The sequence below is a fragment of the Bacteroidia bacterium genome, from assembly GCA_027493955.1.
GTDB lineage: Bacteria > Bacteroidota > Ignavibacteria > SZUA-365 > SZUA-365 > JAOSJT01.
This window is the reverse complement of record JAOSJT010000001.1, coordinates 3126451-3147699: the sequence shown is the minus strand read 5'-3', so window position 1 is coordinate 3147699 and position 21249 is coordinate 3126451. Positions and strand designations below refer to the sequence as shown.

Below are 21249 nucleotides of genomic sequence, written 5' to 3'. Positions count from 1 at the left end.
TCTCTACTCTCATCCGGATTGTACGTTACCGGTGCGTCAGAAAGCGACATAGAATCGGAAAATGTAAATGATAGCGATATACACGATCAACTTTAAAAAACGGTGTATGAGATGAAAGTGAGTATCGTAATCCCGATATGCAATGAAGAAGATAGCATCGAGCCAATATTAAATCGGATCTTTGTAAGTGTGCGTGAATCTGATCTAAGAGAAGTTATTTTTATTGACGATGGGAGTCAAGATCGCAGTTTGGATAAAATTATCTCGTTGTCACTTTCTGATCAAAGAATAAAATATCTTTCATTTTCAAGAAATTTTGGTCATCAGGCGGCATTGAGAGCAGGTATATCGTATGCCAGTGGTGATTGTATTGTCATGCTCGATGGGGATTTGCAGCAGCCGCCGGAATTGATCCCGCAGATGATAGAAAAATGGGAGCAAGGATATCAAATTGTAACAACGGTCAGGATTGATAATGCTAGCGTGCCTAAGTTAAAAAAATGGACTTCAAGGTTGTTCTACCTAGTAATGTCGCGATTATCTGATACAAATATTGTCCCGGGTAGTGCCGATTTCCGATTAATTGATAGGCGAATCGGTGATTTGGTAAAGTCATCAGAAGAGTACGAGTTGTTCTTTCGTGGATATTTTAATTGGGTTGGCTTTAAGAGATGTTGCCTGCAATATGAGTCATCGGAGCGGTGTTTCGGCGCAACGAAATATAGCTATAGAAAGATGATTGCTTTCGCTACAACAGGGATAACATCATTCAGCGTCAAACCATTGCATTTGTCAGCGCTATTGGGAGCTGTAATTGCGGGATCATCTGCGCTGTATGGTCTCTATGCGATCATTATGGCGCTGTTTGTGGGCAGAGTTGTCCCGGGGTGGGCTTCTGTTCTGGTAAGTGTACTGTTCATTGGTGGTATGCAGATGATTGTTCTTGGCATACTGGGTGAGTACATCGCAAGAATGTTTTTACAAGTGAAATCAAGACCCGCATACATCGTGCAAACAACAAATCTGATCAATTCTGCGTACGATACGGCCGCGGAGAGAAATCACCAGTCTGCTTGAAATCCCGCGACAATAATTCAGTAACTGTGGCTCGTTAGTAAGAGTTAGAATGGAAAAAGTAATACGTAATAATGTACCGTTTGTTTTGTTTGCTACTGTATGGCTCACGTACGCTATGTTCTTTACGCCAGCAGGCGGAGTGACTCCAAATAGGTACATGAACACAACACACAGTCTCGTAAATGAAGGGTCGTTTACTATCGATAAGTATCATGAGAATACATGCGACAAAGCATACTATGAAGGGCATTATTACGCCGGAGCATTGCCGGGTCCCAGCATTTTTGCTGTGCCATCATATGTGCTTTTCAAATTAATGTATGCGATGTTGCCTGATGCAATCAAGGCGAATTTCGGTGAAATCCAATCCTATAAGAAAACAAAGCTCGAAGACAGCTCGTTCTACGGTAGCGTTGACAATGTTGAGTATTTCCTTTCTCAAGGTTTCGTCGTCATTTTCACTGTGGGTGTTGCCGGTGCTTTGCTCGTCCTGTTTATCTATAAAATATCCTTGCTTGTTACAAGTTCGGCCTTTACATCGTACATGGTGGCAATTGCCTTTGCCTTTGCCACGCATATTATGTGGCATGCGGTAGTGCTTTTCGAGCAGGTTTTTTCCATGCTATTCACAGCAATGGCGGTGTATTATCTATTGCGCGCTGAACACGATGAGCTGACAAAATGGCATGTTGTGGCCTTGGGTTTAGTGACGGCGATGACTTTTACTGTCGAAGTTTCCGGTCTGCTCGTTGCTGCGGGAGTAACAATCTATGTTGTGATGTTTAAAAGACAATTCACAGTTTTGTATTTTGCAGGATTTGCGATCCCTGTTATAGCCTTAGCTTTGCATAATGTGGTCTTGTTTGATCATCCGTTCAAAACAGGTTATCATTTCCTTGCTGGCGAATCATATCAGAATATCGTGAGTGAGGGTATGATCGGTCTATCGTATCCTAGAGCTGAAAGGTTTATCGGATTGCTACTGAGTCCTGAACGAGGTCTACTTTTGTTCGCGCCGATATCGATGTTGGCGATTGTTTCTTTTGGGCACGCGATTGTTGATAAGCAAAAGAGAGACAGAATGCTTGTGTTTTCTGGTGTCATGTTCCTTTCAGCACTTTGTTACGTTGCTTCATTCAAGGGTTGGAATGCAGGAGGCGCCTTTGGTCCGCGCTATCTTTTGTTTGCGATGCCATTTTTGGTAATTCCGGTATCAGTAATGCTAAGAGAACGAGGCAAGGGGACATTCTATTTCCTTATGATATTTGGCATGCTTATAAATATTGCTGGTGCCATGCGAGGATTTACTGAGACCTACTATACGCATGTGTTGGAATTCGTTAATTCCGGCTTCACGTTGCCATGGTTGGGGCAAATCCAATCCCATACAGTGAATCCGCACGGAACTATTTCTAAATTATTTAGTGTTTTACAGTCTGTCGCGATTATACTTTTATCTCTACTGGGTGCATTTTCTCTTTATGTTGGATGGACTTTGAGGCGCAAAGAGATGCAAAAAGAACATGTCGAAAATCCAGAACTCGTCTCGACTGGATTAAATTCATGAAGCAATACTGAAGAAGTGATCTGTTGATACATCCTCCAGAATTCATTGTATTTGGCCAACCACGGATAGAATCTGAAGAGATCGATGAGATAATCTCTTCCCTCCGCTCCGCCTGGCTTGGTACCGGTCCCAAGGTCGCGCGTTTCGAGGATATGTTCCGGGAGTACAAGGGTGCTTCGTATGCGGCCGCGCTGCATTCCTGCACGGCGGCACTGCATCTCAGTCTGCTTGCGGCAGGCGTGGGACCGGGTGACGAGGTAATCACCACGCCGATGACGTTTTGCGCCACCATCAACGCCATTATTCACAGCGGGGCTGTTCCCGTGCTTGTGGATGTTGACGAAGCGAGCATGAACATCACCGCTGCCGCCATTGAAGCAGCGATCACGCCCCGGACAAAGGCGATTATGCCCGTGCATTTTGCCGGCCGCTGCTGCGATATGGTTACTATCATGAAGCTCGCCGAGGAGCATGAGTTGATGGTGATAGAGGATTGCGCGCACGCCATCGAAAGCACCTGGCATGGCCGGCAGTCCGGCAGCTTCGGGGATTTCGCCTGCTTTTCCTTCTATGCCACCAAGAATATCACCACGGGCGAGGGAGGAATGGTGCTGGCCAGGCGCGAAGAGCACATAGACCGTATCAAAATGCTGGGCTTGCACGGCATGTCGCGCGATGCCTGGAAGCGCTTCGGCGATGATGGTTACAAGCACTATCAGGTATTGGAGGCGGGCTTCAAGTACAATATGATGGATCTCCAGGCCGCCATCGGCTTGCATCAGCTCGAGCGTATCGAGCAGTATTGGCAACGGCGCGAGGCGATATGGCTACGATACATGGAGGCCTTCGCCGATTTGCCCGTCACCCTGCCCGCGCCTATTGACCCCGCATCGCGGCACGCCCTGCATCTCTTCACCCTGCTGATTGACGAGCAGCGCTGCGGCATTTCGCGCGACGGCTTTCTCGACCGCATGACGCAGGAGGGCATCGGTGTGGGTGTGCATTATCTCAGCATACCCGAGCATCCGTACTATCGCGAGCGCTATGGCTGGCTGCCGGAGCAGTATCCGCAGGCCATGCATATCGGGAGGCAAACGGTGAGCATACCGCTGTCACCAAAGCTCAGCGATGGCGATGTGGACAGAATCATCCATACCGTGCGCGGGATACTGCTCAATACCGTATAGGTGAGCTCGTCGCAAGAGTACGGCCATTGACCGCCCTTCGGTTCCGCTGGCTGAGCGAAGCCGAAGCCAGTAGCCGAAGCCAACGACCACCGAAAGCACCATGAGGCCGTGATAAACCGTTACATCTCAGCGATACTAACCCGATTCAAAGAGTTGCGTCCTACTCTGGCGCTCTTCGGCATGGTCTTCCTGTATCTACTGGCCATCGCTCTGCGGCGCGGAACCTACGGCGGAGAGGACGCGCTGTCCCTCGGGGAAATCATCGCCTTCACGCTGCTTCCCCTGCTGGCCGGTTGGTGGAGCCGCGACAGAGTGCTGCTGCTCGGCGGCTTGCTGGTGGCGTCCATGGTGCCCTTTCAAAAGACCGTCGCCCTGGTGTATGTGCTGGCGGTGCTGGGTATGTTGCCGCGCCTTGGCAGCGCATGCGTACGTGCACGCCTCCGGGTTTCGCCGATTTTCCGTGCCTGGTGTGCTTTCCTCGTATACCTGCTGCTGCTGTGGCTGCTGCGCCTCGGCGATACGACGGACATCTGGTCCCTGCCGGCGTATTTCGCTTCCGCGCTGGCAATACCGACCTTGTACATCCTGCTCTTTCAGGGCCTGGAATGGAGCCGCGAGGAGTTGCTCGCACTGCGGCGTATGTTGCTCACGCTGCTCAGCGCCCAGGCCGCCGTCGTGCTGCTGTACCCGCTGCTCATCGGACATGCCTCGCTATATCTCGCGGGGTTCAATGGCCTCTTCAAGGGGTTCAATCTGTTTCTCGGCCTCGGCGTGTCGCTGCCGTATGCCGATCCGGACTGGAATCGCGGTACGCTGGTGGACGCGCATCAACTGGGCTTCCTGTTGGCCATACTCTTTGCATGGGTGCTCCTCAGCGCGTTGCAAAGGCGTTCATTCCCGCTTCTGCTGCTTGCCGTCGCCTTGCTGTATCTCTTTGGCGTGACGGAAACCACGCATGCCGTACCATCCCTGCTTGTGGCCGCCAGTATTGCCGTCGCGCTGTTGCTGCTCTCACGTTTCGCGGTGAGGATGACGACCCTGACATTCACGGCGTTGCTCCTTGGCACACTGCTCCCGATTGTTTTGGCCGTAATGATTTACGCTGGCGACACCTGGTTCGCGCACACGAACAAGGCGCTGCTCTACCGCAACACGCTTACGTATCTCTACGATAATCCCTTGGATGCGCTGTTCGGGACAGGCGCGGGCAGCTTCGGCAGCCGCGTGGCAAACAAGCGGCTCACCGACGGATTGTACAAGCTCGAATATCCTTTTCCCAGTGTAATTGGTGCACGTACAGCACAGGAATATGAGACTGTGCTGAAGCAGGCACAGAAGGGGATAGCCGGAGCCACGGCGCAGGTGCAGGTATCGGGACTGGTGGCTCAGGCAGCGGAATTCGGTCTGCTCGGCAACCTCCTCCTTCTGTTTTTTCTCGGGACCGTGTTCAGAGAGCGGCTACGAGCAACAAACGGTGATGGAGTAACAGAGCAAACCCGCAACATCGCTCTCGTGATGTTTACCTTCGTGCTCATTTCCGGCTCCCTCTGCTTCCGGCAATACCTCGAATATCCGCAAATCATGGCTTTTGCGTGTTTGTTATTACTACTCCCTTCTGTTAATAACTACTCCCGCTTCTCGGTTCAAAAATAATAGAAATGCAAGAGCAAAATTCAGCCGAGTGGACAACAATTATTAAACCGAAAAGCGGTTGGTTCGACGTAAACCTGCGCGAGCTTTGGCAGTACCGTGATTTGATTATGTTGTTCGTACGCAGGGATTTCGTACAGTTTTACAAGCAGACAATTCTCGGACCTCTCTGGTTCTTCTTGCAGCCTTTTTTTACCACTGTGATATTCACGGTGGTATTCGGTAATATCGCCAAAATCCCCACCGACGGTGTGCCGCCGATGCTGTTTTATATGGCAGGCACCATCACCTGGACGTATTTCTCTACCTGTTTGACCAAGACCTCCGATACCTTTATTGCCAATGCCAATATTTTCGGAAAAGTCTATTTTCCCCGGCTTGCCGTGCCAATATCCATCGTGATCACTAATATGATCACCTTCGGCATTCAATTCCTGTTTTTTATTGGCTTCCTGTTCTATTATTGGTTTATCGGTACCGAGGTGCTGATTAATTGGTATGTACTGCTACTCCCTGTTCTCCTGTTGATGATGGCCGCTCTGGGTCTTGGTACAGGGATTATTATCTCCTCGCTCACGACGAAATACAGGGATTTGCGCTTAGTCGTACAGTTCGGTGTCCAGCTCCTCATGTACGCAACGCCGGTTGTCTATCCACTCTCAGTCCTTCCGGATAAATACCTACCGCTGCTCCTGGCAAATCCGATGACGGCAATCGTTGAAGCGTTTAGATATTCCTTCCTCGGAGCAGGTGTGTTTCGATGGGATTACCTCGGTACGAGCGCTGCAGTTATCCTGCTCACGCTCGCTTTAGGCGTACTTTTGTTCAGCAGGGTGGAAAAAACCTTCATGGATACGGTTTGATCTTGCAACAATCACATCCCTCAATCAAATATAATTAGCACCATATTGTCCAAGGTTGTAATAAAGGTCGATGAACTCACGAAGCGCTATCGGCTAGGAGTTTTGAGTCATAAAACCCTTACACACGACTTGCAGTCCTGGTGGGCTCGCAAGCGTGGACGCCAAGATCCGAATCTACGAATTGATCAAACAAGAGGTGTGCTTCAGGGCGGTATGGACGAAGTTATGGCCTTGCATGGCGTCTCCATCGAAGTAAACGAGGGCGAGATTTTGGGGATAATTGGTAAAAACGGTGCAGGGAAATCGACGCTGCTGAAAATCCTCTCAAGAGTTACAGCACCCAGCTCCGGCGAAGTGAAGATTCGAGGTCGCGTGGCAAGCTTGCTCGAAGTTGGTACAGGATTTCACCCGGAGCTTACGGGTAGAGAAAATATTTATCTGAACGGCTCTATTCTCGGAATGACGAAACGCGAGATCGCAGAAAAATTCGATGAGATCGTGGAATTTGCGGGTGTCAATGCGTTTATTGAAACGCCAGTGAAGCGATACTCTAGCGGTATGCATGTACGGCTCGCCTTCGCAGTTGCGGCGCACCTGGAACCGGAGATACTGGTAGTGGACGAAGTCCTGGCCGTAGGCGATGCGGAGTTCCAAAAGAAATGTCTCGGAAAAATGAGCGAAGTAGCGTTGGAAGGGAGGACGGTCCTGTTCGTCAGTCACAACATGGAGGCTGTTCAGAATCTCTGTACAGGCGGCATCGTTCTTAAACAGGGTGAAGTAGTTTACCGTGGGAGTGCGCGTGATGCGGTATCTTCGTATATGAAGAATTTTCTTGTGAGCAATGTACGCTGCGATTGGGAGCAGTCAATGGCTCCGGGGGATGCCGAACATAAACTGCTCTCCGCAGAGGTATTGATGCCGTCAAGTCCTGGCACGCCACTGTATACAAGCGACGAAATTCGTTTCAGATTCAGGTATTGGACGAGGAATTCCCGGGATCTGTTGGATGTGACGTATCATCTTCGAGATGAAAACGGGATACTCGTGCTCGTAGATAGCTCTGTGTATCGTGATCACGAAAAGTACGGTATCGGCGAGGTTACGCTATGCGCAACTATCCCTGCCAATATTTTGAATGAAGGAACCTACTCCATTGGTTGGCTCCTGCTTGTCGCTAATCGCGCCCATGTAGTCGCTCAGGCGCACGATGTGCTCACGTTTGAACTTCTGCCGTCACCGAACGGTCAGTTCGGCTGGCAGGGACACAAAGAGGGCGTAATCAGGGTCAGAGCGACGACATGGTGTCGAATCGAGGGTAGTGATCACGCGGAGGCTGCAAAGACGCGTATGTGGAGTGCAAATGGGACTGCCTGATACGGGCGTCGTGATTTGGGGCGCAGGTGGACATGCGAAAGTAGTAGCCGATATCGTACGTCTGGAGGGCCGGTTTCAAATCGAGGGTTTTATTGACGAGTTGAACCCTGATCGAGCCGGAGAGGCGTTCTGCGGATCGTTGGTCATTGGCGGTAGGGAGTGCCTCGAAATACTGCGTAAAAAAGGAATATTGAAAATCCTGCCTGGCTTCGGGGATTGTCGAAGGAGATCGCAACTCAATGAGGAATTGCGCACCTTGGGGTTCGTTATGCCGAATGTCATCCATCCCCGGGCGACCGTCGCTGCGGATGTATGTATTGATGGTGGTACGATTATTGCAGCGGGTGCGGTAGTAGGACCTGGAGTGCGATTAGGCCGCAGCGTTATTATCAATACAGCGGCATCTGTAGATCATGATTGCGTACTTGGTGATGCGGTGCATGTCTGTCCTGGTGCTCATCTCGCCGGTGGTGTCATTATCGGTGAGGCCTCACAAATTGGAATAGGAGCAGTCGTGATCGATGGGGTATGTATAGGTGCGCAGTCTCTAATAGGTGCCGGCGCGGTCGTCACGAAGAATATTCCTGAGAGTGTCGTCGCCTATGGTGTACCAGCACATATAAAAAGGGAGCATCTTCAGTGAACATCAGTGAAGAAGACCGAAACTTAGCGATATTTGGAGGCAGGCCAGCATTCAGAGAAGCACTTCATGTAGGTCGGCCGAACATTGGCAACCGTGATCGGTTCGACGAGTTGCTGGATGGAATCTTCCAACGGAAATGGCTCTCCAATAATGGCCCGCTCGCGCAGGAGTTCGAGAAGCGCATAGCGGAGTACCTCCAGGTCAAACATTGTGTCGTCGTTTCCAACGCGACCGTTGGACTTGAAATACTGATTAAAGCGTTGGAATTGAAGGGCGAAGTTATCGTTCCGTCCTTCACATTCGTGGCGACAGCACATGCACTGCAGTGGCAGGGTATTACGCCAGTATTCTGCGACATAGATCCGGAAACGCACAATCTTGACCCCGGTAAAGTCACAGAACTCATCGGCCCAGCCACTTCAGGAATTCTTGGAGTGCACGTATGGGGGCGTCCTTGTGCCGTTGATGAGCTTATTGAAATCGCTAAACGAAAGAATGTCAAACTTCTGTTCGATGCTGCGCATGCCTTCGGTTGTTCTTACAATGGCACCATGATCGGGAACTTCGGAGAAGCGGAAGTGTTTAGTTTCCACGCAACGAAATTTTTCAATACCTTCGAGGGCGGAGCGATCGCGACAAACAGCGAAGAACTCGCCGGTCGCTTGAGACTAATGAAGAATTTCGGTTTTTCGGGATATGATAACGTCGTTGACCTCGGGCTGAACGCCAAAATGTCCGAAGTGCATGCTGCAATGGGTATTGCGAACCTGGAAAGTATCGATGATTTCATATCAGTCAATCGCAAAAACTATCTTGCGTATAAAAAAAGTTTTAGTAGTCTGCCAGGCATCCGGATTATCGAATACCCTGAAAGAGAAAAATGTAATTATCAGTACGTTGTTGTTGAAATAGATGAAACTATCGTTGGTCTTACCAGAGACGAAATATTACAGGTGCTGCATGCAGAAAACGTGCTGGCGCGGCGCTATTTTTACCCCGGTTGCCATCAAATGGAGCCGTATAAGAAGCAAATAAAGCATAGGCGGGAAGTATTACAAGAAACGGAGCTTCTGGCAAAATGCATTATGATCTTGCCAAATGGATCAAGTATACGTCGTGATGAAATTAATTGTATTTCGCAGGTTATATCTCGGGCGTTTGCAAACAGGCACGAAATTCATTCGATGCTCAGTAGACGGACGAGAGTACAAAGCGCACGAAAATAATTATGGTATATACAAATAATAATAATAACCAAAATACTATTACGCCAAAGGTGAGTATTTTGATGTTGGCGTATAATCACGAGAAATTTATTGATCGTGCAATAAATGGCGTACTTATGCAAGTTACGGATTTCTCGTTTGAATTGGTCATCGGGGAAGATTGCTCGACAGATAGGACTGGCGATATTTGCGAAGAGTATCAAAGGCTTTATCCCGATATAATAAAGTTAAGAAGAAATCCGTCAAATTTAGGTATGAATAAAAATTTCGTAAAAACATACAATGAATGCAGGGGTGAGTACATTGCATTTTGCGAAGGGGATGACTACTGGACTTATAATGAAAAGCTGCAAAAACAAATATTGTTTATGGACAAGTTGGATTTATGGCTATCTTTTCATAACGGACGAATGGTGAATGATCAAGGGCAATTAGTGCAAGAGCGCATATTGCCTACTGCTAATTGGAATATTAACAAACTGCTTCAAATATTCCCTTTTACGGCAACAATAGTTATAAGGAAGATCCCACTTACGATTGAAACACAATCATTATATGAATACACCTGGTCAATTGATCATATGGTTATGCTATTGCACGCGAATAGGGGTGATATAGGTATGCTCGAATCCGTATGGTGCGATCATGTCTATCATAAGAGCGGGGCAACATCCACCCTGCCCTATGGGAAATGGGCGTTAAACAGAATTAACTCATTAGAAATATTTAATAAATTAACATCAAAGCGTCATAACAAGCATGTGAAACAAGCACAGAAGGAGTTGTGTTATCATTTTGCTGAGATTCATGCTAGAGGTGTTTTGCAAAAGGTTAAATTCGTAGCTAAAGCATTAAGATATGGTATGAATATTAATAGCATAGAGGCATTGCGAATCGAAATTTTTAGGATTAAGGTTTCATTGTTTGGTCGATGAAAATGATATCTTAAGCGTACCGTGCTGTCTGTTGGTGCGAGTATGTAAGTTCTAAATCCCATAAAAATATGTAATTTAATATAGCGACTAATCCAAATATATATAGAGTGCTTCATAGTGCATTGTAATTATCTTAATTTACTCGGCTAAACATTTTGGTTGCTAAAGTGTTACCTTATGACATGTATTATATGCCAGTCTAAACTGGTGCAAGTTCAGGAATCCTACAATTCGGAAGTTATACAAAATCTCTGGATGCAGGTGGGCGTTGAGTTGAGTAGTAATGTAATTAAAGAACTGCCTTTGAGTGTAGAGTTCTTTGAATGTTCAAATTGTAGATTTGGCACTTTTCAGCCGCTAATTGAGGGAACATCTGAATTCTATAATGATATTTCAAATGAGAAGCACTATTACTTGGATGAAAAGTGGGAGTATAATATGGCTCTCGAAGATTTAGAAAAATGTCAAAAAATTCTAGAAATTGGATGTGGAGAAGGATACTTTGTAGATAAATTATTAGCTCTTGGAAAGGAGGTAAAGGGGATCGATAAAAACAATCGCGCAGTAATGAATGCTCAAATCAAATCTTTACCGATAACTGATAATACTTTAGATGAAGTGGTACATGCAGATAGAGGATCGTATGATGCTGTTTGTGCCTTTCAAGTACTAGAGCACGTCGAGGCACCACTGGACTTTATTCGCTCAGCTAATTCATTGTTAAAAACGGATGGTTACTTTATTGTTGCAGTTCCAAATTCGAGTGGGATATTGAAGTACTTACGTCCTTCTCCAACTGATTGTCCTCCTCATCACCTAACACGGTGGACCGCGCGATGCTTTAACGAGTTGCGTCGATATGGATTTGAGGTGGTTAGATTAAAGAGAGAACCATTGGACTCCCATAGGTTTCATTGGCTGTTTTCATGGTGGGATTCAATATGTAATATGAAAGATGTGCAATGTCGCTCATGGATCGAGGAAATTGAGTTAAACTTATTTTGGGCCGTAGGTAGATTCACGTTATCAGCGATGATTCAGATATTGCGGTGGATTGGTATAAAGGAATTAAGATTTCTCGCCGGACATACGCTATATGTAACCCTCAGAAAAATAGCGGTTTAGGAAGTTCTAATATCCACGACATACACTATATTGCGCGACAGCATTTCACACTATTAAAACCGCACTATGGATGAAATGGATTATGCAATATTTGGAGAGCAGGCCTTTTCAGCTGTAAGCAACAGTAAGATGTATCATATTCGAAGACATGCCGGGAGAGTTATTCTCGATGTTGGTTGTGGCCCAGGACAGTATATTGAAGCTTTAACTGCAGAGGGTCGTATCGTGGATGGCGTTGAAATTAATACAGTGCTGCGTTCTCAAGCGATGCGCTATGGTAGGACTATTTTTAACTACGATATAGAAAAAGGCGAATTGCAGAAGATCCCAGCTGGTGTTTATGATACCGTTCTTTGTTTAGACGTCCTGGAACATGTAGTTAATCCTGAATCAACGCTTAAGGAAATGGCTCGGATAGCAAAGCGAAATGTAATTATATCTGTACCGCTGGCAACACCATCGGAAATTGAGTTACACGGATTACTGTATTCGTCATATAAGGATCCGACGCATCTTCGATACTATACAATACATGAGCTTAAAGGTGACCTTGCTAATGCAGGATTTAAAAATATATTGATAGTCCCGACATATTCCGTTTCTGTAATATTGCATCGAATGATTAAGTCTGCTTTCTTGCAAAAGTTTCTAGTGCTCGTCAATAGGCTGTTATTACGCTTCATTGATAAAAATAATTGGTCGGTAGTATTGGCTGTCGGCGAAAAATAAAGCGATAAAATATTGCCCATAAAAATAACATTAATGTCGTCCCTATAGCAACACTATAAAAACATGTTTGTGCGAATTATTGTAACAAATTAATGAATATATTGTATCTGTCACAGCTTGGAGGTGGTCACGATTCATACGTTCGGCGAATAGCCAATGAATTAATTCGTCTTGGAAACACTGTAACAATCTTATATATAGAATATGGAAATAAGAAGATTACCATCGCAAGTGAAAATGGCCTCACGATTGTTTCTGTTGGTCTTCTAGGCTTACATTACTATGCATCAAAGCTATTAAGCAATTGTACAGAGGTTGTTCGTTACTGTCGATCCATTGAGTATCAATGGCAGCTTACAAAGACCATTAAAATGTTAAATAAAATATTTCGCTATGATCTTGTCGAGTGTCATGAGGTTGAAGTTTATGCTTCAGTAAGGAGACTGCTCCCTGTCATCATAAGAATGCACTCTCTTGATTGGGTTTGGAAGGAAAACGCTGATGACTCAGGCTACCAAGCAAGTCGTTCAGAAGCTGTAACTCAAAGACGGCTAGTATTAAATGCAGAAGCAGTGTTCTCGCCAAGTAGATCACTTATCGATATTGTAGAGAAAAAATGCAAAGTAAATAGAGAAATAACTGTAATACCTTATCCTGTAGATACGGATGTGTTTTATCCAGTCGATAAGGCATCCGATGAGCTCATTATTCTATTCGTTGGCAGGGTCGAGTATCGAAAGGGAGCTGATTGTATTATTTCAGCTATGCAAATTATTTGGTCTCAATTCCCTGAAGCAATATTGAAATTAGTTGGATCTGTTGATGCTTCTATGAAGACAATGTTGAAGACGATAGGTGATAATAGAATAAAGGTAGTTGGAAGAGTCAGATTAGAGATGCTGCCCGAAATCTATCGGAAAGCGTCAATTGTTGTCGTACCATCGCGGTGGGATAATTCTCCAAATGTAATTTATGAGGCAATGGCGTCTGGTGTCCCTGTTGTTGGCTCAAAAGTTGGCGGTATACCAGAGCTTATAAATGATGGTGTAGACGGGCTGCTCTTTCAGAGATCAAATGTACAAGAACTTGCAGGCAAGATCTTGTATTTGTTAAGTAATAGGGACGTCTCAAGATCAATAGGAAATAAAGCTCGGGAAAGGATGCTCCAAACGTGCAAGCTTGAAATCATTTCCAGGAAAACACAAAAGCATTATCTTGACATCATACAATCATGGAAAATTAAAAAATGAACATGGCTGTGAACCTAGTGAAATAAATCACCGATGATAAAATATAAATATTTCAGTATAACTTAAAATTTCAAGATGTGTATTGTCTACGCAATACTAATAAGAAATACTACGTAATTAGCTGAGTATGTAAAGAAAATATATCTTGTGTTAAATATTATTTTAGCAAATAGATGGTATCCGCCATACTCCGGTTTTGGGGGTGTCGCCGCTTACCAACGGGATCTTGGTCGGGAACTTGTCAATCGCGGGAATTCAGTAACAGTTCTCGCCGCGCGATACTCAAAGAGGGATCCGGAAACGCAAAATGATTTAAATGTTGCCGTATACCGTGAGCTTGTTCGCGAAAGAGGAATTACAGCTCGACTACCGGTGTTACGTGCACGTGTTAGATCATTGGATCAATATATTTACAGCAAACGCCTGAATGCGCGACTGAGGGAGCTCGAGGTTGAAGGAAAAATATCAATTGTAGAGTTTGCAGAGGTTAATGCGGAGGCATATATTTATTTGAATACGGGACGTACCATACCCGTCATTGTGCGTTGCCATACTCCGACGTTTGTTCTCCAAAAGTATTACGGCAAAAATGAATTCCCTGTAGATTGGGAGATGACTTCCAATCGTGAAAAATTCTGCATGTATCAAGCGGATGCATTAAGCGCACCTTCAAGGGACATGGCCTCTTTGATCGAATCAGAGTTGCACCTTACTCCAGGTACGATCCGCGTGATTCCAAATGCTCTCAATGTACAGGAATATTCCTCAATAAGAGCGAGCAAGGAGAAGAGAAATTCATTGGTGCGAATCCTTCATGTCGGTCGTCTCGACAGGACAAAAGGAATCGAAATACTAATGAGAGCGGTGCCCGAAGTCATTTTATATTGTCAGAATGTAGAGTTTGTATTTGTGGGGCCAGACAGGCCGGATCATTCGGGTTCGACCTGGATGACACGCATGACCCAGTACTTCAAAAATACTGGAGTATCTGCAAAAGTCAGCTTCCTGGGTGAAATTGACCACGAATCGATCCTTTCTGAGTATGCGAAGGCCGACATCGCGGTAATACCATCCATTCTGTATGAGAGCTTTTCTTATACATGTGCACAAGCCTTAGCGGCAGGTTTACCTGTAGTCACATCTTCGATTGGCGGAATTCCGGAGACTGTGGGAGATGCGGCACTCCTTGTACCGCCTGGTGATGCAGGTGCTCTTGCTGAAGCACTGGTACACCTCGTGCAAGATACAGCATTGAGGTCGGAGCTGGCGGCGCGTACGATTGACCAATGCAGGCTATTCGACGCACCTGTTGTCGCAGAGCAAATGTTACGATTTTATAAAGAAGTCGCTGGCTGAGCGGTCGAAGGTTTGCCTCATAAGCGTATTTTATACGTCACACCATTCCATGATGCTTTGCCTTATAGCGGTGCTGCGTTGCGGAGTACCAAACTATATCAGGAGTTAAGAAAGCAATTTGATGTTACGGTAATCGCTGCTCAGGAACCAGCAGATCGTCGTGTGCTTCCAACAGTTAGTGATGAAAATCTTACCCGTGTCCCTTTTTTTACACCCAGCAACAAAAATAATAGCGTTTTCCGCCGCCTGCTGAACACGAAAGCCCCGGGGTTCAGCGCGATCGAGACAACAATATTACGGGATGCGATCCGGCGTGAGTGGATTGAGAACGGACCCTACGATACTATCTATTTCGTAAGCCAATTAACTGCGAGTGTGCTGCCGATCAAGGGAATGAAATACAGGGCTGCGATAGATGTTTACGATTACTACGCAACTATACATGCCGCGCGACGTCAGCAAATATCAATATTCCGCCCATATTACTGGATATATCTGAAAGACGGGATTCTTTCGAGGAGATTGGAACATCGAGTTCTCCGTCAGGCATCGTTGATCTTTGTACCGACTGTGGATGAGTTGTCTGCATTAAGTAGGACCATCTCAGGTATACCAATCCACGTGCTGCCGAATGGCGCAAGTACGCCTGTGAAACGATGGAGTAACGGTGATAATCTATCCGTTTTAATGGTAGCAAACTTCGATTATGGTCCGAACAGAGAAGGCCTTCAATGGTTTCTGGAACATGCATGGCATGAAGTTCTCAAAGTGCAACCTTCAGCTGTTCTCCGCATAGTGGGTAAGGGCAGCAGTAATCTACGTTTAGGAGATGTTTCAGGAGTCATGCAGATCGGACAAGTTGATGATCTATCGTGCCAATACCTTAACGCAGCTTGCTGCATCATACCAGTATTAAGTGGTGGTGGCTCACGGCTCAAACTGCTTGAGGCGATGGCGTACGGCATCCCGACAGTTTCGACTACTTTCGGTGCATCGGGTATTCAGCATGAGAACACCATCTTCTTAGCCGACACACCGCTCGCATTCGCCGCAGCGGTCTCGTCTTGTCTTCAAGGAAATGACATGACGTTATATCGGGCGGCAAGATCCAGTGAAGTTATCGCAAATTCCTATACTTGGGAGAAAATAGGTATACAACTGAGAAGTCTGTTATCATAATGATGCACTCCGGCACGCGTATAACATTTATTCATCCCTTTATATACAAGTTCGCTCGGGGGATAGAGCGCTATACAATGAATCTGGCTACCGCGCTCGTGCATGAGGGGATGGATGTAAGTGTTTTAACCTGGCAGATGCCCGAGCCAGTACGATGGGGTGAAGAAAATAGACATGTGCAAATTATATCCGTTCCTGCACGAAGGTATTTTACTTCATGGTTCGCATTCCCTTCGTACATTAAATCTATTCTCCGCTGCAAGTATAATCACATTCTCATTCATTTTGCCGATTATGGGGAGTCGCAGGCATTCAACATACTGAGATTACTTCGTATATCAGTACCGTATTCCGTGGTTTTACATTTTCCATACTCACAGGTCCCGCATCGCTATCACACGTTACGATCAAAAGGTCTATTCAAGCACGCGACTAATGTTATTGCTGTCAGCGCCTTTGTTGCCGAGGAGGCCAGAAGGTTCACGAATGGCACTCCGATAGTGATCTCACACGGCGTCGATACTGTTAGCTTTTCCCCTGACTCCTCTGCTCATAGTCGTCTTGTAGCTGCTTTGGGATTGAAAAAAGACGCACGCTTTCTTATAACAGTGAGCGCCCTTGAGGAACGCAAGGGTGTACAGTGGGTCCTTCGCGCACTGCCTGCACTTTTGAAACTTTGGTCCGGCTTGCACTATGTCGTGGTCGGCGATGGTCCGTATCGTGAGGCCCTGCAGAGACTCGCAGTGGAGATCGGAGTGCATGCGAATGTACACTTCCTTGCGGCCCGAACAGATACTACTACCTACTATCAGGCCGCCGAGCTGATGCTGATACTGAGCCGTGGCGAAGCATCTTCCCTCGTTGCATTAGAGTCACTCTCCTGCGGTACACCTGTTATTGCATCCAGGCATCGGCCCTTTGACGAGCTTATTCGTCCCGAATGGGGATTGCAGGTTGACGAGGAGAACACCGAGGAGGTTATACATGCAATTTCTTTCTTGTTGAATGACCCCGAAAGACGCCGCAGCATGGGCGAGGCCGGGAGAGAACACATACTCGCAGAGCATACCTGGGAACATATCGCGAAGCAATACATGGAGAGGGTGTTCACATGAAGCGGGGCCACATTCTGGCTCTTGCAGGAATCTGCTTCCTTCTGGCTCTGCTTCCGCGTCTATACTATGTTGATTGGGGACTGCCCCAGCGCTTCCCGGCGGATGAGGCCTCTCAGGTGGAAAATGCCTATCGCATGCTGGGGGCAGACCTGAATCCGCATTTCTTCCGTTACCCGTCGCTGCAAATATACCTGCTTGCAGCAACATATCTCCCTGTCGCCATCAGTGGAGAGTCACTTGACGGGCCGTATCGCTATCTGCATGCACGCGTTTTAAACGCCTTGATGGGTGCGGGCACGGCAGTGTTGTTGTTTTTTCTTCTCCGTTCGCTGTACTCTGTACTTCCGGCATTGGCGGGTGCCGTATTTCTGGCACTGCATCCAACGCATCTGGAATTGTCCCGTTATGCGACGGTGGATGTACCTCTGCTGTTTTGGGTGTTAATCATGCTGCTCTTGTTGCTTCGTGCGCAGAGCTACGAACAACAGGATATGGGAAAGGAGCAAGCGAGGAAGTCCCGATGGCGCTTACTCAGTTTCGCCGGGATGGCGCTGGGACTGGCTATGAGTACGAAATACTCCGCCATATTCTTTCTACCTCTATTCGCGGCCGGGTCGTGGTTCAGTCTGCGGAGCATGGTTGATCCGCACGCTTCAACACGTCGGAAAAATGCAGTCCGCGTAGCAGGGGTTTTGTCGATGCTGGCTCTCATTATCGGACTCCTTCTGCTGATACTTCGTTCCGGGCTCTTGCAGTATGCCGCGGCATATACCACCGACGGTATAGTCGAAACGGAGTACGAAGCATTTGTCGTGCGTGTGGGTATCGCGGGACTCGTTGCTTCAGTTGCGCTATTCATGCTGAGTATGGCTTTCCGGCGGCTGCCATCGTCGCATTCGCTGCACCGGCTGCATCATCCCCGCTATTTGCTCCTGCTGCTCCTGCCGTTTTTAGTGTTTATTCTGTCGTCACCTTTCGACCTGCTGGACTGGCCTCATGCGCTGCGCGACATACTGTACGAATATCGTCACATGAATATCGGCTCCGCGGCACATTATCCTGTAGGCGGCGAAGTCCATGAGATGTTTGCACCGGAAAAGCTCGCTTTCGCCTCATTGTCTTTTTACCTCGATTGGTTGCGTGCCAGCGCCGGCTATGTGTTTCTGCTTCTGCTACCTGCGGGGGCGGTTCTTGCGGTGCTCCGTAGACAATGGTATTTGCTGTCGCTACTCGCTACTGTGCTGCTCTATGGCATGGTGATAAGCTCGTGGGGCAATCAGGCGGTGCGATACGCGCTGCCCTTGCTGCCCCTGCTGCTCATCATTGCGCTGTATCCGCTCTGCGTGCTGTATCAGAGTCGTTTCAGGACGCTGCGGTACACCATCTTCCTGGCTTCCATGGCTCTCCCGCTCGTGCCGGTACTGGCAAGCAGCGGGTACATCTCGCAGCTTCGCGTATCCGACACGCGTTCACTGGCCCTCGAGTGGTTGTTGCAGCAGGGAGCCGAGGGCGCCGACATTGCCCTGGACGATAAAACACTGGATCTGGCCTTCGTCCCGGTCTTTGGGAGCGTACGAACAAGCTCATCTTCCGTGCTTATGGATATGTCTGTTGAAGAATTGGAAAGCCGGCGCTATCGCTACATCGTCCTGCGGGATCTCCCGGATATCATAGCTCCCTCGGACGAACGACGCCGCATACTGACGGCGCAGTACCAATTGCGCAGAACCCTCAAGGCAGAAAAGGGCAGCAGCAGGGGACCACGTTTGTATATGTATGAAGCACGGCCATGACAGTCAGCGTGCTGATCTGCACATACAACCGCCATGAACTGCTGCGAAAGGCCCTGCAATCCGTACTGGTGGATGCGGAGGAAAGGCCGGACGAATTGGTGCTGGTCAATGGCGGGGATGACAGAGCCGATCATGTTCTGGATGAGTTCAGAGAGGGCACTGATGTTCATATCAGGCATCTAAAAACGAGCAACATCAATCTGGCCACGAGCAGGAACCTGGGCCTGAACGCATGCAGCGGAGACATCATCGCTATGACCGACGACGATGCAGAGGTGTTTCCGGATTGGATCACGCGCATCAAGGCCTTGCATGAAGAATTGCCGGATGCCGGTGCCATAGGCGGTGCGGTGTACGGGCGTAACGTCCATGGCCTTGTCGGTCGCATTGCCGATCTCATAACCTTTCCCTCCTGGACGAGCAGAACCGTTGTCCGCACCTTACCGGGCGTAAATATTTCCTACAAGAAAAGCGTGCTGGACGAGATCGGCATGCAGGATGTGCGGCTCTTCCGTGGCGAGGATGTGGATTACAACTGGCGTGTGCTGCTTGCCGGCTACGAGGTCGTATTCGATCCGTCAATGAAGGTGTGGCATTATCATCGGCCAACGCTCAGAGGAGTACTGCGTCAGCATTATATGTATGGCCGTGCCTACTACCTTGTGAGGAGGAAATGGCCTGCCATGTACAGCATTTATCCCCGGTCATGGAGGGAAAGGCGTGCGCTATTGAAGTGCGGCAGATGTGTGCTTGGCGTTGTATTGGATGCAGCTCAACTTAGCGGAAAATTGGGTTCAAGAGGCCAAGCCTGTGTAGCGTTTCCCTTGTTGCTTGTGATTGGGATTTTCTGGCGATTCGGTATGCTGAGGCAGAAAATTTCCACTCTGACTACGGCTACTGCATGAGAATTCTGATTTTCTCATCATCCTACGCTCCTGTTATTGGAGGGCTGCAAACGGTGCTCAGCGATCTGACCCAGGGGTTAAGAGAGAAGCATGACAGCATTCTTGTAGTGACGAATCTGTATCCCCGACAGCTGTGCATATATAACAAAGTAGATGGTATCACCGTTCTTCGTCTGCCATTACTCGCGATGTACAACAAGATACTATCAACATCTTCTATCCGTCTCGTAGCATATACCTTCATATCTTATTTCAGTACACTTGTACTTTTTTTGATTCTTCTGTTTTACTCGCCACATATCGTCAACATTCATTTTCCCGACCATCAGTTGCGCTTCTATGCGCGATTGAGAAAGCTATTCAGACGCTACTGCGTTGTCACCTCTCTTCACGGAGATGACATTCAACGCTACAGCAGTACGAGAAGGTATGAAAACGAGGATATTGTCTGTCAGTTTGAGCACTTGCGCAGTTTATTGGCCGACAGTGAAGCTGTCGTTGTCTGCAGCAGGTATATGCACGATGAAGTGCTCACTCACTTCCCGGCTTTAAAAAATATCGCAGTAATCGCAAATGGAGTTCGCGAACCGGAGGTCCGGAACTCAAAGCCAACTTTTACAGCGGTGATACAGCCGCCTTTTATACTTTCCTACGGTCGTTTCACGGGCAAGAAGGGCATCGACATGCTCATAAAAGCGTATGCCGCGGTGGCCCAACAAGATAGGGGCATTCCTCCGCTTGTTATAGCGGGTTCGGGACCGGAAGAAACACTTCTGAAGACCATTGCGGCAGAGTCCGGAGTGGCTCAGCTTGTGATTTTCACAGGACCATTGAGGCGCCAGGAAATATTCGCGCTATTGAAGATCTGCGAATTCGCAATTTTCCCTTCACGCATCGAGCCATTCGGTGTTGCTGCTCTTGAGGCGATGTCATGTGGGAAACCTGTACTGCTTACGGATGTAGGGGGATTTGCAGAATTAGGAAGGGATTGTGAGTTGATATGTGCGAACCCTTCTGTGGATGGTTTGCGTGATGGCATTCGCGAAATGTTCGCTCAGCGCGCTTCCTGGCGAGTCATGGGGGAGCATAATCGTTTTTGTGCAGCGAAGTACTCAGTTGAGTTATTCGTCTCGCGGTACAAATCATTATTTATGGATATTACCTCCGGACAAGTGACTTCTTCAGAGTGTTAATGTTTCACGCAGCTCTCAACTTGACGCTTGTTCTCCTCGATCACCTTCTGGTTTCCTGCTACGGAGGTGAAGGGTTGAATGT

General features: G+C 47.5%; 18 protein-coding genes. All 18 read left to right on the top strand.

Translation table 11 applies throughout. The features are described from left to right. Positions 1-111 precede the first annotated feature (111 nt). The 18 genes from M5R41_12005 (at position 112) to M5R41_11920 (ending at position 21167) form a co-directional block, all read left to right on the top strand. The gene (locus M5R41_12005) at positions 112-1077 is read left to right on the top strand and encodes a glycosyltransferase family 2 protein (GenBank protein ID MCZ7557113.1); all 966 of its coding nucleotides are present in this window, start codon (positions 112-114) and stop codon (positions 1075-1077) included. 49 nt (positions 1078-1126) lie between these two features. Then, positions 1127-2644, top strand: coding sequence for a glycosyltransferase family 39 protein (locus M5R41_12000; protein ID MCZ7557112.1), 1518 nt, complete (start codon positions 1127-1129; stop codon positions 2642-2644). 23 nt (positions 2645-2667) lie between these two features. Beyond that, positions 2668-3831, top strand: a complete 1164-nt coding sequence (locus tag M5R41_11995) for a DegT/DnrJ/EryC1/StrS family aminotransferase (GenBank protein ID MCZ7557111.1) — start codon at positions 2668-2670, stop codon at positions 3829-3831. Between the two features lie 108 nt (positions 3832-3939). Beyond that, the gene (locus tag M5R41_11990) at positions 3940-5484 is read left to right on the top strand and encodes a hypothetical protein (GenBank protein ID MCZ7557110.1); all 1545 of its coding nucleotides are present in this window, start codon (positions 3940-3942) and stop codon (positions 5482-5484) included. Positions 5485-5489: 5 nt separating this feature from the next. Beyond that, positions 5490-6344, top strand: a complete 855-nt coding sequence (locus tag M5R41_11985) for an ABC transporter permease (protein MCZ7557109.1) — start codon at positions 5490-5492, stop codon at positions 6342-6344. Positions 6345-6557: 213 nt separating this feature from the next. Next, on the top strand, positions 6558-7718 hold the full coding sequence (locus tag M5R41_11980; GenBank protein ID MCZ7557108.1) for a polysaccharide ABC transporter ATP-binding protein: 1161 nt from the start codon (positions 6558-6560) through the stop codon (positions 7716-7718). After that, positions 7705-8361: an acetyltransferase gene (locus M5R41_11975; protein ID MCZ7557107.1), complete on the top strand. Its 657-nt coding sequence runs from the start codon at positions 7705-7707 to the stop codon at positions 8359-8361. Before M5R41_11980 ends, M5R41_11975 begins: the two co-directional genes overlap by 14 nt. Further along, on the top strand, positions 8358-9587 hold the full coding sequence (locus M5R41_11970) for an aminotransferase class I/II-fold pyridoxal phosphate-dependent enzyme (protein ID MCZ7557106.1): 1230 nt from the start codon (positions 8358-8360) through the stop codon (positions 9585-9587). The genes M5R41_11975 and M5R41_11970 overlap by 4 nt, the downstream gene beginning before the upstream one ends. Positions 9588-9589: 2 nt before the next feature. Then, positions 9590-10522 carry a glycosyltransferase gene (locus M5R41_11965; protein ID MCZ7557105.1) on the top strand — a complete coding sequence of 311 codons (933 nt, stop codon included), beginning with the start codon at positions 9590-9592 and terminating at the stop codon, positions 10520-10522. 177 nt (positions 10523-10699) lie between these two features. Next, positions 10700-11647 carry a class I SAM-dependent methyltransferase gene (locus tag M5R41_11960; GenBank protein ID MCZ7557104.1) on the top strand — a complete coding sequence of 316 codons (948 nt, stop codon included), beginning with the start codon at positions 10700-10702 and terminating at the stop codon, positions 11645-11647. Positions 11648-11713: 66 nt separating this feature from the next. Next, positions 11714-12376: a class I SAM-dependent methyltransferase gene (locus tag M5R41_11955; GenBank protein ID MCZ7557103.1), complete on the top strand. Its 663-nt coding sequence runs from the start codon at positions 11714-11716 to the stop codon at positions 12374-12376. 92 nt (positions 12377-12468) lie between these two features. Beyond that, entirely contained in the window at positions 12469-13626 is a 1158-nt protein-coding gene (locus M5R41_11950; protein ID MCZ7557102.1) for a glycosyltransferase family 4 protein, read from the top strand. Between the two features lie 147 nt (positions 13627-13773). After that, on the top strand, positions 13774-14982 hold the full coding sequence (locus M5R41_11945; GenBank protein ID MCZ7557101.1) for a glycosyltransferase family 4 protein: 1209 nt from the start codon (positions 13774-13776) through the stop codon (positions 14980-14982). 12 nt (positions 14983-14994) lie between these two features. Further along, positions 14995-16161, top strand: coding sequence for a glycosyltransferase family 4 protein (locus tag M5R41_11940; protein ID MCZ7557100.1), 1167 nt, complete (start codon positions 14995-14997; stop codon positions 16159-16161). Between the two features lie 2 nt (positions 16162-16163). Continuing rightward, positions 16164-17276, top strand: a complete 1113-nt coding sequence (locus M5R41_11935) for a glycosyltransferase family 4 protein (GenBank protein ID MCZ7557099.1) — start codon at positions 16164-16166, stop codon at positions 17274-17276. Further along, positions 17273-19069, top strand: a complete 1797-nt coding sequence (locus tag M5R41_11930) for a phospholipid carrier-dependent glycosyltransferase (protein MCZ7557098.1) — start codon at positions 17273-17275, stop codon at positions 19067-19069. Before M5R41_11935 ends, M5R41_11930 begins: the two co-directional genes overlap by 4 nt. Then, the gene (locus tag M5R41_11925) at positions 19066-19974 is read left to right on the top strand and encodes a glycosyltransferase (protein MCZ7557097.1); all 909 of its coding nucleotides are present in this window, start codon (positions 19066-19068) and stop codon (positions 19972-19974) included. The genes M5R41_11930 and M5R41_11925 overlap by 4 nt, the downstream gene beginning before the upstream one ends. Then, entirely contained in the window at positions 19971-21167 is a 1197-nt protein-coding gene (locus tag M5R41_11920) for a glycosyltransferase family 4 protein (GenBank protein ID MCZ7557096.1), read from the top strand. The genes M5R41_11925 and M5R41_11920 overlap by 4 nt, the downstream gene beginning before the upstream one ends. Positions 21168-21249: the final 82 nt, after the last annotated feature.